Origin of the sequence: Micromonospora sp. WMMA1996, assembly GCF_002573675.1 — a bacterium.
In the GTDB taxonomy this organism is placed as follows: domain Bacteria; phylum Actinomycetota; class Actinomycetes; order Mycobacteriales; family Micromonosporaceae; genus Micromonospora; species Micromonospora sediminicola.
Genome location: NZ_PDHU01000003.1, coordinates 418,718 through 432,378, shown reverse-complemented (window position 1 = coordinate 432,378; position 13,661 = coordinate 418,718). Strand labels below are relative to the sequence as shown.

Annotated in this window: 10 protein-coding genes; 9 read left to right on the top strand and 1 reads right to left on the bottom strand. The window is 74.5% G+C overall.

The features are described from left to right. Positions 1–96: 96 nt before the first annotated feature. Positions 97–789 (top strand): 1-acyl-sn-glycerol-3-phosphate acyltransferase, encoded by a 693-nt coding sequence (locus COO58_RS21675; protein ID WP_091571880.1) that lies wholly within the window; start codon positions 97–99, stop codon positions 787–789. Positions 790–798: 9 nt separating this feature from the next. Here COO58_RS21675 and COO58_RS31140 read toward each other — a convergent pair whose 3' ends face one another. Beyond that, complete coding sequence (locus COO58_RS31140; RefSeq protein ID WP_098746967.1) at positions 799–2,463, bottom strand: hypothetical protein; 1,665 nt, start codon at positions 2,461–2,463, stop codon at positions 799–801. 232 nt (positions 2,464–2,695) lie between these two features. Here COO58_RS31140 and COO58_RS21665 point away from each other — a divergent pair, with 232 nt between their 5' ends. From COO58_RS21665 to rplU, 8 genes are all read left to right on the top strand, one after another. Continuing rightward, positions 2,696–4,681, top strand: coding sequence for a TIGR03960 family B12-binding radical SAM protein (locus COO58_RS21665; RefSeq protein ID WP_091571887.1), 1,986 nt, complete (start codon positions 2,696–2,698; stop codon positions 4,679–4,681). A 169-nt stretch (positions 4,682–4,850) separates the two neighbouring features. After that, the gene (locus COO58_RS21660; RefSeq protein WP_091571890.1) at positions 4,851–5,288 is read left to right on the top strand and encodes a hypothetical protein; all 438 of its coding nucleotides are present in this window, start codon (positions 4,851–4,853) and stop codon (positions 5,286–5,288) included. Positions 5,289–5,301: 13 nt separating this feature from the next. Next, positions 5,302–6,780, top strand: a complete 1,479-nt coding sequence (locus COO58_RS21655) for a hypothetical protein (protein WP_091571895.1) — start codon at positions 5,302–5,304, stop codon at positions 6,778–6,780. A gap of 10 nt (positions 6,781–6,790) precedes the next feature. Then, complete coding sequence (gene mycP, locus COO58_RS21650) at positions 6,791–8,251, top strand: type VII secretion-associated serine protease mycosin (RefSeq protein ID WP_091571898.1); 1,461 nt, start codon at positions 6,791–6,793, stop codon at positions 8,249–8,251. A 340-nt stretch (positions 8,252–8,591) separates the two neighbouring features. Then, complete coding sequence (locus COO58_RS21645; RefSeq protein WP_091577067.1) at positions 8,592–9,311, top strand: TIGR03936 family radical SAM-associated protein; 720 nt, start codon at positions 8,592–8,594, stop codon at positions 9,309–9,311. Positions 9,312–9,441: 130 nt separating this feature from the next. After that, positions 9,442–12,552, top strand: a complete 3,111-nt coding sequence (locus tag COO58_RS21640; RefSeq protein WP_091571902.1) for an Rne/Rng family ribonuclease — start codon at positions 9,442–9,444, stop codon at positions 12,550–12,552. Between the two features lie 119 nt (positions 12,553–12,671). After that, positions 12,672–13,145 (top strand): hypothetical protein, encoded by a 474-nt coding sequence (locus COO58_RS21635; protein WP_091571906.1) that lies wholly within the window; start codon positions 12,672–12,674, stop codon positions 13,143–13,145. 188 nt (positions 13,146–13,333) lie between these two features. Further along, positions 13,334–13,651, top strand: a complete 318-nt coding sequence (gene rplU / locus COO58_RS21630; protein ID WP_091072401.1) for a 50S ribosomal protein L21 — start codon at positions 13,334–13,336, stop codon at positions 13,649–13,651. Positions 13,652–13,661: the final 10 nt, after the last annotated feature.

Below are 13,661 nucleotides of genomic sequence, written 5' to 3'. Positions count from 1 at the left end.
CACCGGCGGGTGGACTGCGGGCCACCCGCTCGGCCGGGGGTGGCAGCGTCGGCTACCGTGACAGCGCCTGTCTCACGTACGACCGCCGGAGGACCCGTGCCCCTGCTCTACACCATCGGCAAGCTCACCGTGGCGCCCGCGCTCCGGTTGGCCTTCCGTCCGCACGTGGAGGGGTTGGAGCACATCCCGGCGACCGGCGGGGCGATCTTCGCGGGCAACCACCTCTCCGTCGCCGACGAGCTGCTCCTCGGCACGGTGGTCCCCCGGCACCTGGCGTTCTGGGCCAAGTCGGAGTACTTCAACGGCACCGGGATCAAGGGCGGCTTCTCCAAGTTCGTGCTGACCGGGCTCGGCGCCATCCCGGTCGAGCGGGCCGGCGGGCGGGCCGCGTTGTCCGCGTTCGACGCGGCGATCCCGGTGCTCAAGGCCGGCGACCTGGTCGCCGTCTACCCGGAGGGCACGCGCTCGCCGGACGGTCGGCTCTACCGCGGCCGTACCGGCGCGGCCCGGCTCGCGGTGGCCGCCGGAGTGCCGATCATCCCGGTCGGCGTGACCGGCACCGACAAGGCCCAGCCCATCGGCACGCGGGTGCCCCGGCCCGGTCGCGCCAAGATCACCATCAGGTTCGGCAAGCCGCTGGACTTCACCGGCCGGCCGGACGACCGCACCTCACTGCGCGCCATGACCGACGAGATGATGTCGGAGATCCAGAAGCTCACCGGCCAGGAGTACGTCCCGCGCTACGCCCCGAAGCGCAGCGAGCAGACGCCGGGTGAGGCGGCCGCCTGAGCGAGACGCTCAGGACTGCTTCGGGACCACGACCCGCTGGCGCAGCTCGTCGAGGAGCCGGCCGCTGTCGTCCACCGACAGTCGGGTGAACACGCCGGTGGTGAGGCTGCCGTGGTCGACCGAGGTGCACACCACCACCGCGTCGCCGTCCGCCCGGCCCACCGCGCAGCGCTCGTGCCGGCCGCGTACACCGGTGTCCACGGTCACCGAGGGTTGCAGGTCGTAGTCGCCGGCGAGGCGCTTCAGCTCGGCCTCGGCGTCGGACTCCGGGGTGAACCGGAAGCCGGTGCTGCCGAACAGCGTCACCCGCTTGCCGTCGTTCGTGGTGTAGATGCCGGCGAACGTGTCCTCGGCGAGCCAGTCCGCCTGGCGTACCCGGCTCTTCAGGTCCTCGGCCGCCGCCTGGCTGCCCTGGTCCTGGCGCAGCCGCATCGAGTCGAGCTGGTCGGGGAGGCTGGCGCTGGCCGGGTACTGGCTGGACAGCGGCTGGGCCCACCACAGCGGCACGCCGCAGCAGCACGCCACGGAGAGCAGCAACAGCCAGGGCCAGCGACGCCGCCGGCGTACCGGCACCGGCACGTACCCCTTGGGGGCCTGCCAGCCCGGCGGCGGCGTCACCGGGGGCGGGGTCCTGCCCCGGCGCTGTTTCGGCGGGCGCGTCTGCTTCGGTGGCCGCGGCGGGGCGACCGGGGCCGGCGGCGGGGTGTGCGCCGGCGGTGACACCGGCCGGGCGGCCGGCGGACCCGGGTACGGCGGGGTGTGCGCGGGTGGTGACACCGGTCGGGCGGCGGTCGGGTGCGGCGGCGGCCCCGGGTGGGCGGCGGCCGGGTGCGGCGGCGCCGGGTGGGCCGGCCAGGGCGCGGTGTAGGGCAGCGTCGGCGGCAACGCCGGAAGCTCGACCGAGTGCAGGTCCCAGCCGGTGGTGTCCACGCCCGCCCACGGGTCGACCGGGGTGGCGTGCTCGGGGGACTCGACCGGCGGCACCGGCGTGGGCTCGGCCGACTCGCCCCAGGCACGCCGCCGGGCCGGCGGGGGCGGGACCGCGGCGGAGCCGCTCCAACGGGGCGCGGTCTCGACCCGGGTGGGGTTCGGCCCGTGCTCGACCTTCGTCCGGTCCGGCGCGTCCTCGGCGCGGGTGGGGGCCGGCGCGTCCTCGACCCGGGTCGGGTCGGGGGTCGACGGGGTCGGCGCGGCGCGGCCCGGCACGGCGGCGGAGCCCCGGGCGCGTCCGGCCGGCGCGGGCGGGGTGTCGTCAGCGTCCGTCCCCCGCGGCGCGGCGACGGGGTCGTCCGATACCGCGGGCGCCTCGGCGGCGTCGGCCGCTCCCGGCGGGGCGGCGTCGTCCGGGTCGGGGCGGCCGGTGTCCTGCGGACCCGGACGGGCGGTGTCGTCCGGGTCGGGCAGCTCAGGGGTGGCGTTCGGGTCCGGCGGTGCGGTGTCGGCCGGGGGTGCGGTGGCGGCGTTCGGGTCGCTGTCCCCGTCCGTCGGCGGCTCCGAGCCCGGCGCGTCGCGCTCCGGCGCCGACCTGTCCGGGGCGGGGTCGGCGAGCTGGCCGGCGGCCTCGGCGGAGCCCTCGGCGTCGACCTGCTTCGGCACGGGCGACGGCGGCTCGGCGACGACCCGTTCCTCGGTCCCGTCGGCCGGCCGGCCCGCCCCCGGCTGCGGCTGCGACATCGCGGCAATCTCCTCTCGCGCCCGTTGCGAGGTTAGTACCGCCCCGCCACCTCCGCCGAATCCCCGCCCACCCCCGACCCTCGCCCCCGCTTCCGCTCCCGCCGGTGACCAAGGAGTTCGCGTGGGCCGGGAGCGCGGATCGGCGCGCCAACTCCTTGATCAACGGGCGTGGGGTGGGGGAAGGGTGGCGGTGGGGGAGGTCGGGGCGGGGGACCGCGTACCCTTGGGCATCATGAGTGCCCCGTCCACGACCCCACGTCCCACCGCCGACAACTCGGTCTGGCCCCGGCTGGAGCCGCTGCTGCCGCAGGTGACCAAACCCATCCAGTACGTGGGCGGGGAGCTGGGCGCGGTGGTCAAGGACTGGGACGCGGCGACCGTGCGCTGGGCGCTGATGTACCCGGACGCGTACGAGGTGGGCCTGCCCAACCAGGGCGTGCAGATCCTCTACGAGGTGCTCAACGAGCTGCCCGACGTGCTGGCCGAGCGGACGTACGCGGTCTGGCCGGACCTGGAGAAGCTGATGCGCGCCCACGGCGTGCCGCAGTTCACCGTCGACGCCCACCGGCCGGTGCGCGACTTCGACGTGTTCGGTGTCTCGTTCTCCACCGAGCTGGGCTACACCAACCTGCTCACCGCGATCGACCTGGCCGGCATCCCGCTGCTCGCCGCCGACCGCACCGACGCCGACCCGGTGATCGTCGCCGGCGGGCACGCCGCGTTCAACCCGGAGCCGATCGCCGACTTCGTCGACGCCGCCGTGCTCGGCGACGGCGAGGAGGCGGTGCTGGAGATCACCACCATCGTCCGGGAGTGGAAGGCCGAGGGCTCCCCGGGTGGCCGGGACGAGCTGCTGCTGCGGCTGGCCCGCACCGAGAGCGTCTACGTCCCGCGCTTCTACGACGTCGACTACCTGCCCGACGGCCGGATCCAGCGGGTCGTGCCGAACCGCCCGGACGTGCCGTTCCGGGTGCACAAGCGCACGACAATGGACCTGGACGCCTGGCCGTACCCGAAGAAGCCCCTGGTCCCGCTCGCCGAGACGGTCCACGAGCGGTACGCGGTGGAGATCTTCCGGGGCTGCACCCGGGGCTGCCGGTTCTGCCAGGCCGGCATGATCACCCGCCCGGTGCGGGAGCGGTCGATCACCACCGTCGGCCAGATGGTGCAGCAGGGGCTGGAGTTCTCCGGCTTCCACGAGGTCGGCCTGCTGTCGCTGTCGTCGGCCGACCACTCCGAGATCGGCGACATGTGCTCCGGCCTGGCCGAGCAGTACGCCGGCACCAACGTCTCGCTGTCGCTGCCCTCGACCCGGGTGGACGCGTTCAACATCGACCTGGCCCAGGAGCTGTCCCGCAACGGGCGCCGGACCGGCCTGACCTTCGCCCCGGAGGGCGGGTCGGAGCGGATCCGCAAGGTGATCAACAAGATGGTGTCGAAGGAAGACCTCATCCGTACGGTGGTCACCGCGTACTCCAACGGCTGGCGGCAGGTGAAGCTCTACTTCATGTGCGGCCTGCCCACCGAGACCGACGAGGACGTCCTGGAGATCGCCGACATGGCGCACGAGGTGATCCGGGCCGGCCGGGCCGCGACCGGGTCCAAGGACATCCGCTGCACGGTCTCCATCGGCGGGTTCGTGCCGAAGCCGCACACCCCGTTCCAGTGGGCCTCGATGGAGCGGCCGGAGGTCATCGACGGCCGGCTCAAGCTGCTCAAGCAGGCCATCAACAGCGACCGGTCGCTGGGCCGGGCGATCGGCTTCCGCTACCACGACGGTGAGCCGTCGCTGATCGAGGGCCTGCTGTCCCGGGGCGACCGCCGGGTCGGCGCGGTTATCCGCAGGGTCTGGGAGAACGGCGGCCGGTTCGACGGCTGGAGCGAGCACTTCTCCTACCAGCGCTGGGTCGACGCCGCGACCGAGGTGCTGCCGGCGTACGGGGTGGACCTCGACTGGTACACCACCCGCGAGCGCGAGGAGCTGGAGGTCCTGCCCTGGGACCACCTCGACTCCGGCCTGGACAAGGACTGGCTCTGGCAGGACTGGCAGGACTCGCTGTCCGAGTACGAGCAGGACGACTGCCGCTGGACGCCCTGCTTCGACTGTGGCGTCTGCCCGTCCATGGACACCGAGATCCAGATCGGCCCGACCGGCCGGAAGCTGCTGCCGCTGACGCCGGTCGGCGGGTTGAAGCAGCCCGCCGCCGCGCAGGGCTGACGGCGCCGAACCACCGCGGAGCGCGGGAACCCCTCGGGGTTCCCGCGCTCCGTCGTCTTTCGCGGCAACCGCGCGCCGCCCCGGGGTGGGGGTGCCCGCAGTGGTGCATCCTCGATACGCTGCGTCCGTATTGGACCGGCCGGGGGCCGGTAGCGGGGAGGACAGCAGCATGGGCATCACGCCGCCGGACACCGGCGATCTGCACGTCAGCGTCGAGGACCTGGACGCCGCCGCGGAATACGTCGAGCGCCTCAAGCAGTACGTCGACGACACCATCGGCTACGAGATGGAGCGCATCAAGGAGCGGATGAAGGGCGACGGCACGAACGCCCAGACGGTCGCCAACGGCACGCCGTTCGGCGCGTACGAGGACGCCCGGATGCAGTGGGCGGCGCTGACGAAGTCCACGGCCAACATGGAGGCCCACCTGAAGGACATCTCCCGCAAGTTGGCCGGCCTCAAGCAGGGCACCGAGGACATCGCGAAGGCGTTCCGCGACGCGGAGGCCCGCAACGCCGCCAACGGCAAGCAGATCGAGCGGTTGCTGGAGTCCGCGGCGCCGCCGCCGGAGGCCGGGCAGCAGCCCACCTACCCGTACACGGCCTGAGGGGGAGACGGTCATGGCAGGAGGCACCTGGGAGCGCTGCGTCCGTGAGGTGACGCTGTCGGCGGACCCGGAGACCGTCGGGTCCGTGGGGGCGGGCTGGAGCAATCTCTCCACCGCGCTCGGCTACCTGCGCGACTCGCTGGTCGGGCGCTCGTTCGTCGGCCCGATCGCGCCCGGTCAGGAGCGCCCGCACAGCGGCGGGCTGCCCGGCCTGCTGGCCGGGTGGAAGGGCAGCGGCGGCGACGCCTACCGCGAGCACCTGACCACCATCGGCAAGGACATCGAGGAGCTGATCACGCACGCCAGCGGCGTCAGCGGCGCGCTGTCGCGGATCGAGGGCGACATCCGCACCGCGGTGGCCAGCATCCCGATCCCGTTGATGGACGACTTCGGCTGGAACGAGTGGAGCCTGCCCGGCGGCACCGAGCTGGACGACGCCCGCGACGGCGAGAGCCAGTCCGGTTTCCTCGCCGCGCTGCGTAAGGACTACCAGGCCAACCAGGCGCTCTACGCCGACGGCGCGTTCCGCGACAAGGCCGACGACCTGGAAGCCACCATGAAGGTCGACGGCAACGCCGGCGACCAGAAACGTGGCGGCTGGTGGGACACGAAGTCGCATCTGGACAACTGGTACCGGGACAACCAGGAGGCGGCCAACAAGGCGATGTCGCCCCTGCCGGTCGCCGTGGAGACCGAGCGCCCCAAGCTGGCCGTACCCGATCCCGGGGGCCACTCGGACGGCTACCGTCCGGACACCCGGGTTCCCCCGTCCGGAGTGCCGGACACCGGCCTGCCCGGTGGTGGAGGTGGTGGTGGCGGCGGTGCCGGCGGCAAGATGCCCTCGCTCGGCAGCACCGGCATCGGCGGTGGCGCCGGCGGCGGAGGTGGTGGCGGCTCGTTCACGCCCCCGCCGACCATCGGCGGCGGCTCCGACCTCGGCGGTGGTTCCGGCTCGTACACCCCGCCGGTCACCGGCGGCATTCCCGGTTCCGGCAGTGGCTACCCGGGCTCCGGCGACCACGACTACGGCACCGGCCTGGCCGGCGCGGGCGGTCCGGGCACCATCACGGCCGGCGGCCCGGGCAGCGGCTTCGGCGGCGCCGGTGGCGGGCTGAGCGGCGGTGCCGGTGGCGGCTTCGGCGGCGGTGGGGCCGGTCTCGGCTCCGCCGGCGGCATCGGTGGCGGCGGCCTCGGCGCGGCCGGCGGGATGGGTGTGGGCGCGCTGCCCGGCATGGTGGGCGGCGGCAACGGCAAGGTCCCGCCGCTGACCAGCGCGGCCAACGCGTTGCGCAGCGCCACCGGCGCGGGCGGCATGGGCGCGGGCGGCGCCCGCGGCGGCACGGCCGGCGCCGGGATGATGGGCGGCGGCATGATGGGCGGGCACGGCGGCGCCGGGCACGGTGGCGGCGGTGGCGAGCACTCGTCGTGGTTGACCGAGGACGACGATCCGTGGGGCGCCGGTGACGGCGCGACCCCGGGCATCCTGCGATGAGGACGGGCGGATGAGGGTCAACGTCGGCGCGCTCCGGCCGGTGGCGGCCGGGGTGCTGGCCGGTCTGATGGTGCTGGGGGCCGCCCAGCCGGCGGCCGCCGCGCCGCGCCGGGCCGAGCAGTGGTACCTGGACGAGCTGCGGATCGACCGGGCGCACCAGATCTCCACCGGTCGGGGTGTGGTGGTCGGGGTGGTGGACACCGGCGTCGACGCCGGCCACCCGGACCTGCGCGGCCGGGTGCTGCGCGGGGCGAGCACCCGCGACACCGGCGACGGCCGGCGCGATCCGGACGGCCACGGCACCCACATGGCCGGGATCATCGCGGCCAACGGCGCCGGAGTGGACGGCATCGCGCCGGACGCTCGGATCCTGCCCATCCGCAAGCCGCCCGGCGACTCGTTCACCGTTGAGGACTCCGCGACCGGCATCCGGATGGCCGTCGACGGCGGCGCGAAGGTGATCAACCTGTCCTACGGGCACGCCGGAGCCTCCGACGAGAATGAGCAGGCCGCGGTCCAGTACGCCCTGGACCATGACGTGGTCGTCGTTTCCGCGGTCGGCAACGTCAGGCAGCTCGGCCCGGATGTCACCGCGCCGGCCCGGTACCCCGGCGTGATCGCGGTGACCGGCACCAGCCAGGGCGGCGGCTTCTGGAACGGCTCGGCGCAGGGCCCGGAGGCGGTGATCGCCGCGCCCGGGGACGAGGTCTACAACATCGGCCGGGACCGGGGTTACGGCTGGGGCGACGGCACCTCCGACTCCAGCGCCATCGTGGCCGGCGTCGCGGCGCTGATCCGGTCGAAGTACCCGAAGCTCTCCGCGCCCGACGTGATCAACCGGATCATCCGTACCGCGCGGGACGCCGGCCCGCCCGGCCGCGATCCGCGGTTCGGGTTCGGTCGGATCGACCCGGTGGCGGCGCTGACCGCCGACGTCCCGTCGGTGTCGGCGAACCCGTTGCTCGGCGCCGCCGCGGCCGCGCCCAGCGCGGCCGCGCCACCGGCCGCGGCCGAGGACGACAACTTCGACGTGACCAAGTACGGCGACCGCGGCGGACCCACCGACCAGCAGGTGATGGTCGTCGGGATCGGCATCGCGGTGGCGCTGGTGGTGCTGCTGGCACTGGTGGGGTTCCTGATCTGGAACCGGCGCCGGCACCGTCGTGAGCTGGCCCGGGCGGGTGACATTCCGGACGAGGTGCTCGACCGGATGGGCGGCGGCGGGCACGGCCCGCCGGTCCCGGCCGGTCACCCGGCCGCCCCGTCGGCCGGCTACGCCCTGCCCGGCACCCACTCCGCTCCGGGCACCCACCCTCAGCCCGGGCAGTACCCCCGGCCTGGCCCCTACGCCCAGCCGGGTCCGGACGCCCACCCGCAGCCGGCTCACGGGCAGCAGTTCCCACCCGGCCAGAACCCGTGGGCCCCACCGCCCGCCGCCCCCGGCCCCACCCCGCCGGACACCCCCCGCTGACCCCCGCACCCCGCACCCCGCCCCCACCCCACCCCACCTCCCGCCCACCCCTCCCGCGTCGATCATGAGGTTGACGGCACCAATGGAGATCCACTTCGCCGCCAACCTCATGATCGACGCCGGGAGTGGGGGACGGAGGCCGGACGCCGGAGGCCGGACGCCGGGGGCGGGGGTGGGAGGGTTCGGGGGGGTTTGACCCGGGGTGTGGTGGCCCCGGTCGCGGGGTGCGGCCGGGGCTGCGCCAGGATGGGGCGGACACGCAGGCACAGCCGAGGAGTTCACGATCGCCAGAAAGCCTCAACCCGAGGGCGGCCAGGCCCCCGTCGTCCAGCGGGTCCGCATCCGGTACGCCAAGCGGGGGCCGCTGCGGTTCACCTCGCACCGGGACTTCGCCCGGGCCTTCGAGCGCGCGTTGCGCCGGGCCGGCGTACCGATCGCCTTCTCCCAGGGTTTCACCCCGCACCCGAAGATCTCCTACGCCTCCGCGGCGCCGACCGGCGTGGCCAGTGAGGCCGAATACCTCGAGATCGGGCTGCGGGAGCCGGTCGATCCGGCGGCGCTGCGGACCGCCCTGGACGCCGCGCTCTCACCCGGGCTCGACGTGCTCGACGCGGTCGAGGCCACCGGCGGCAGCCTGGCCGACCGGATCGAGGCGTCGCGCTGGCGGATCGAGCTGCCCGAGGTGGAGCCGAGCGTGCTCGGCGCGGCCGTGGCGGCGTTCACCGCCGCGGAGGAGATCCAGGTCGAGCGGATGACCAAGCAGGGCCGGCGGACGTTCGACGCCCGCGCTGCGGTGATCGCCATCGATGCGGCGACGTCGTCTGAGACGCCTTCCGGGGCGGCGGCGGCGCCATGTGCGATACTCGAACTGGTCGTGCGGCAGGTCACCCCGTCCGTACGGCCCGATGACGTCCTTTCCGGCCTCCGCGTGGTGGCCGACCTGGAGCCGCCGGTCACCCCGAAGGTGATCCGGCTGGCGCAGGGCACGCTGACCGCGCAGGGCGAGATCGTCGATCCGTTGGACGCGGATCGCGACGGGGCAGCCATCGGAGAGCACTGACCGACGGTCAGCGCTCTGGCAGGCAGACTTCGGCGGTCGCGCACCTGCGCGCCCGGCGGAAACACCTTTGCGGCAACCCTGCGTGGCAGCGCTCAACCGCGCCCGGGGCAGCCAGAACTGGAGAACGTCCATGCTCGAGAACGAGCCCGAGGGCGGCGAACGGACCGGCGCAGAGCCGGCCGAGGCGTCCGCCGCGACCACCGACAGCACCGCCACCACGGACGGCACCGCCGAGGCGAAGCCGCCGGCCCGCAAGCGGGCCACCCGCCGCAAGGCGGCCCCGCTCAACCAGCCGGAGCAGACCGACGCGCCGGTCGAGGCGTCCGCCGCGGCCGTGGGCAGCGGCGAGTCGCCGCAGGCCGAGGTGTTCGCGCCGGTGGCGGGGGAGTTGGACACCGCGCCGAAGACCACCCGCCGGCGCCGCAAGGCGACCCCGGCGAAGGCGGTCGAGGAGCCGGTGGCGGCTGCCGGGGTAGAGGCCACCTCGGCCGAGGTCGTGCCGCCGGTCAAGGTGACCCGTACCCGTCGTCGCAAGACCACGCCGCCCGCGGCGGAGGCCGCGCCCGCGGTCGAGTCGCCGACCGAGGCGCCCGCCGAGGCCGTCGGGCCGGCGGTGGAGCCGCACGCGGTGGCCGAGCCGCAGCCCGACGCCGTGGTCGACGGGCCGGTCTCGGCTCCCGGGAGCGCGGGTGAGATCGCCGAGGGCCGGGCCGCCCTCGCCGCCGAGGAGGACGCGATCGGCGAGGACGCCGAGGACGAGCCCACCCCGGACGAGGCCGCGCTGCCCCGCACCGACGAGGCCACGCTGGCCCGGGCCGGTGGGCTGTCGGACGCCACCGGCGCGGTGTCGACCGGGGCCGCCGTTCCGGGCGCCGCCGAGGAGCCGGCCGAGGCGCTGGCCGAGGAGCGGCCGACCACCGGCCGCCGTCGTCGGGCCGCGCTCAGCGCGCCGACCGTCCTGTTCATGCCCCCGCAGCCCGACGAGGTACCCGCCGTCCGGGTCACGTACCCGGTCGCCGAGGAACCGGTGGAGGAGCCGGCCGAGACCGGTCGGCGCCGGCGGCGTGGCCGCCGGGAGGCCGAGCCGGTCGAGGCCGAGGTCGAGGTCGAGGCCGCCGAGGAGGAGGCCGCCGAGGCCGAGGAGATCGACGAGGACGACGAGGCCGCCGCGGCCCGTCGCCGTCGTCGCCGCGGTCGTCGCGGCCGGGGCCGGGGCAAGGGCGGCGCCGAGGAGTCCGAGGACGAGGACGTCGAGGAGTCCGGTACGGCGGAGACGGCCGAGGCCGAGGAGGCCGCCGAGGACGAGGAGGCGGAGGGCGAGGGGATGACCCGTCGCCGTCGTCGCCGCCGTCGTCGGGGCGCGGGCGAGGCGGAGACCGCCACCGAGGACGGCGTGCCCACCGTCGTCAAGATCCGTGAGCCGCGCAAGCCGGTCGACGAGGTGCAGGGCGTATCCGGCTCGACGCGGCTGGAGGCCAAGCGGCAGCGTCGGCGGGACGGTCGCGAGCAGCGGCGCACCCGGCCGCCGATCCTGAGCGAGTCGGAGTTCCTGGCCCGCCGCGAGGCGGTCGACCGGGTGATGGTGGTCCGCCAGCGCGGCGACCGTACCCAGATCGCCGTGCTCGAGGACGGCGTGCTGGTCGAGCACTACGTCACCCGCAACTCGTCCGGCACCATGGCCGGCAACGTCTACCTGGGCAAGGTGCAGAACGTCCTGCCCAGCATGGAGGCGGCGTTCGTCGACATCGGGCGCGGCCGCAACGCCGTCCTGTACGCCGGCGAGGTCAACTGGGACGCCACCGGCCTGGAGGGCCGGGCACGCTCGATCGAGCAGGCGCTGCGCTCCGGCGACTCGGTGCTGGTGCAGGTGACCAAGGACCCGATCGGACACAAGGGCGCCCGGCTGACCAGCCACATCGCGCTCTCCGGCCGGCACCTGGTCTATGTGCCCAACGGCAACGCCTCCGGGATCAGCCGCAAGCTGCCGGACACCGAGCGCAAGCGCCTGCGGGACGTGCTGAAGAAGCTGGTGCCGGACGGCGCCGGGGTGATCGTCCGGACCGCGGCCGAGGGCGCCAGCGAGGACGAGCTGGCCCGCGACGTCAAGCGCCTCCAGGCGCAGTGGGAGGACATCCAGGCCAAGGCGGCCTCCGGCGGCGCCCCGGTGCTGCTCTACGAGGAGCCGGACCTGGTCATCCGGGTGGTGCGGGACCTCTTCAACGAGGACTTCCGCGAGCTGGTGATCGAGGGTGAGCCGGCGTACGACGTGGTCGAGTCGTACCTGTCGCACGTCTCGCCCGACCTGGTGGCGCGGCTGCGCCGGCACGTCGGCGTCGCCGACGTGTTCGCCGAGTACCGGATCGACGAGCAGATCCTCAAGGGCCTGGACCGCAAGGTGTTCCTCCCCTCCGGCGGTTCGTTGGTGATCGACCGGACCGAGGCGATGACGGTCGTGGACGTCAACACCGGCAAGTACACCGGCTCCGGTGGCAACCTGGAGGAGACGGTCACCCGCAACAACCTGGAGGCGGCCGAGGAGATCGTGCGCCAGCTGCGGCTGCGTGACCTCGGTGGCATCGTGGTGATCGACTTCATCGACATGGTCCTGGAGTCGAACCGGGAGCTGGTGCTGCGCCGGCTCACCGAGTGCCTCGGCCGGGACCGCACGAAGCACCAGGTCACCGAGATCACCTCGCTCGGCCTGGTCCAGATGACCCGCAAGCGGATCGGCGCGGGCCTGCTGGAGGCGTTCAGCGAGACCTGCGAGTGCTGCAAGGGCCGGGGTGTGATCATCCACACCGAGCCGGTGCCGGAGAAGCCGCGCGGCGGTGGCGCGGGGGACAAGGTCAAGGCGGTCGCCTCGGCGGTCGCCACCGCGCCGGTCGAGGAGAAGAGCCGTCGCCGGGGCCGCAAGGCCGCCGCGGAGAAGCCGGCCGCGGAGGCCGCTCCGGAGCCGCCCGCCGAGTCGCCGGCCGCGCCGGAGCGGACCGTCGCCGAGGTGGTCGAGTCCACCGACGACGACTACTACGACACCCAGGGTTACGACCTGTCCCGGTTCGAGACGGACACGCCGGCCGCCCCGGCGGTCGCGGACAGCCAGGAGGGCGACTCGGCCCGGCTGGCCGCGGCCGACGACCCGGACGCGATCGGTGACGGGGAGAGCGACGACGAGGGCGCCGAGGGCGGCACCTCGCGGCGGCGGTCCCGCCGTGGCGGCGCCCGGCGACGTACCCGGCCGTGAGCCGCTGACCTGCGTGGCGTTTGACAGGGCCCCCGCTCCGGCAACAGAGTGCCGAGCAGGGGCCCTGCCGTTTCCCCGTCGACCCCCGGTCGGGCCGGCTCGCCCCGGAGGGAGGACCCATGCGTCGGGTGTTCGTGGTCACCGCGCTGACCGGACTGCTGCTGGCGGGCGCGGGCTGCGCCGACCGGAGGGACGACCCCTTCGCGGTCGGCTTCGCCTCGCCGGCCCCGGCCGCCACCTCGCCCGCTCCGGCTCCGACCGCGACCGGCGACGCCGGTGTCTGCGCCCGGGCCAAGCAGGCCGGCTCCACGGCGGTGCAGACGTACGTGTTCAAGCTGGCGGAGATGCTGCGGGCGGGCGGCACCGGGGACCGGAGCCGGGCGGACGCCGCCGAACGGGACGCGGAGGCCGCGCTGGCGGGTTGGCGGGACGTGCTGCGGGAGCAGTCGGGGCGGGCCACCGACCCGCGGCTGCGGACCCTGCTGGCGGACCTGGCCACCGAGGTGGGCGGGCTCGGCACGGACGTGCGGGCGATCGACGAGACGGAGTTCGACCGACTCCAGGGGCGCCTCGACCAGCTCTGCCCGGCCTGATCGGCGGGCCCGGTTTGGGCGGCGGGCCGGGTATGGCGTACGCTTGCCTGCGGCGCACTTTGGTGTGCCGAGTTCCCGCGTGCCCGCGCCGCCGGTGTCACGGCTCCCGGCGAGACGCCGTGGGAACGACCGGCCGGTGACGGTCGGTGAAGACGCCAGTAGCCTCAACGACAGGGAGTCCGCCTCCGATGTACGCGATCGTCAAGACCGGCGGCAAGCAGTACAAGGTCGCCGAGGGCGACGTGATCGAGGTCGAGAAGCTCACCGGTGCCCCCGGTGACGCGGTGAAGCTCACCGCGGTGCTCCTCGTCGACGGTGACGACCTGGTGACCGACGCGGCGAAGCTTGCCAAGGTCGCGGTGTCCGGCGAGATCGCCGCGCACACCAAGGGCCCGAAGATCCGGATCCACAAGTTCAAGAACAAGACCGGCTACCACAAGCGTCAGGGTCACCGGCAGCCGCTGACCCAGATCAAGGTGACCGGCATCTCCAACAGCGGGAAGTAGGTCGTCCTCC

Excerpts from the sequence above, each read along its gene's own strand:
- COO58_RS21660 (WP_091571890.1), top strand. The coding sequence starts at position 4,851 with ATGGGCATCACGCCGCCGGACACCGGCGATCTGCACGTCAGCGTCGAG.
- COO58_RS21640 (WP_091571902.1), top strand. The coding sequence starts at position 9,442 with ATGCTCGAGAACGAGCCCGAGGGCGGCGAACGGACCGGCGCAGAGCCG.
- COO58_RS31140 (WP_098746967.1), bottom strand. The coding sequence starts at position 2,463 with ATGTCGCAGCCGCAGCCGGGGGCGGGCCGGCCGGCCGACGGGACCGAG.
- mycP (WP_091571898.1), top strand. The coding sequence starts at position 6,791 with ATGAGGGTCAACGTCGGCGCGCTCCGGCCGGTGGCGGCCGGGGTGCTG.
- COO58_RS21665 (WP_091571887.1), top strand. The coding sequence starts at position 2,696 with ATGAGTGCCCCGTCCACGACCCCACGTCCCACCGCCGACAACTCGGTC.
- rplU (WP_091072401.1), top strand. The coding sequence starts at position 13,334 with ATGTACGCGATCGTCAAGACCGGCGGCAAGCAGTACAAGGTCGCCGAG.
- COO58_RS21655 (WP_091571895.1), top strand. The coding sequence starts at position 5,302 with ATGGCAGGAGGCACCTGGGAGCGCTGCGTCCGTGAGGTGACGCTGTCG.
- COO58_RS21635 (WP_091571906.1), top strand. The coding sequence starts at position 12,672 with ATGCGTCGGGTGTTCGTGGTCACCGCGCTGACCGGACTGCTGCTGGCG.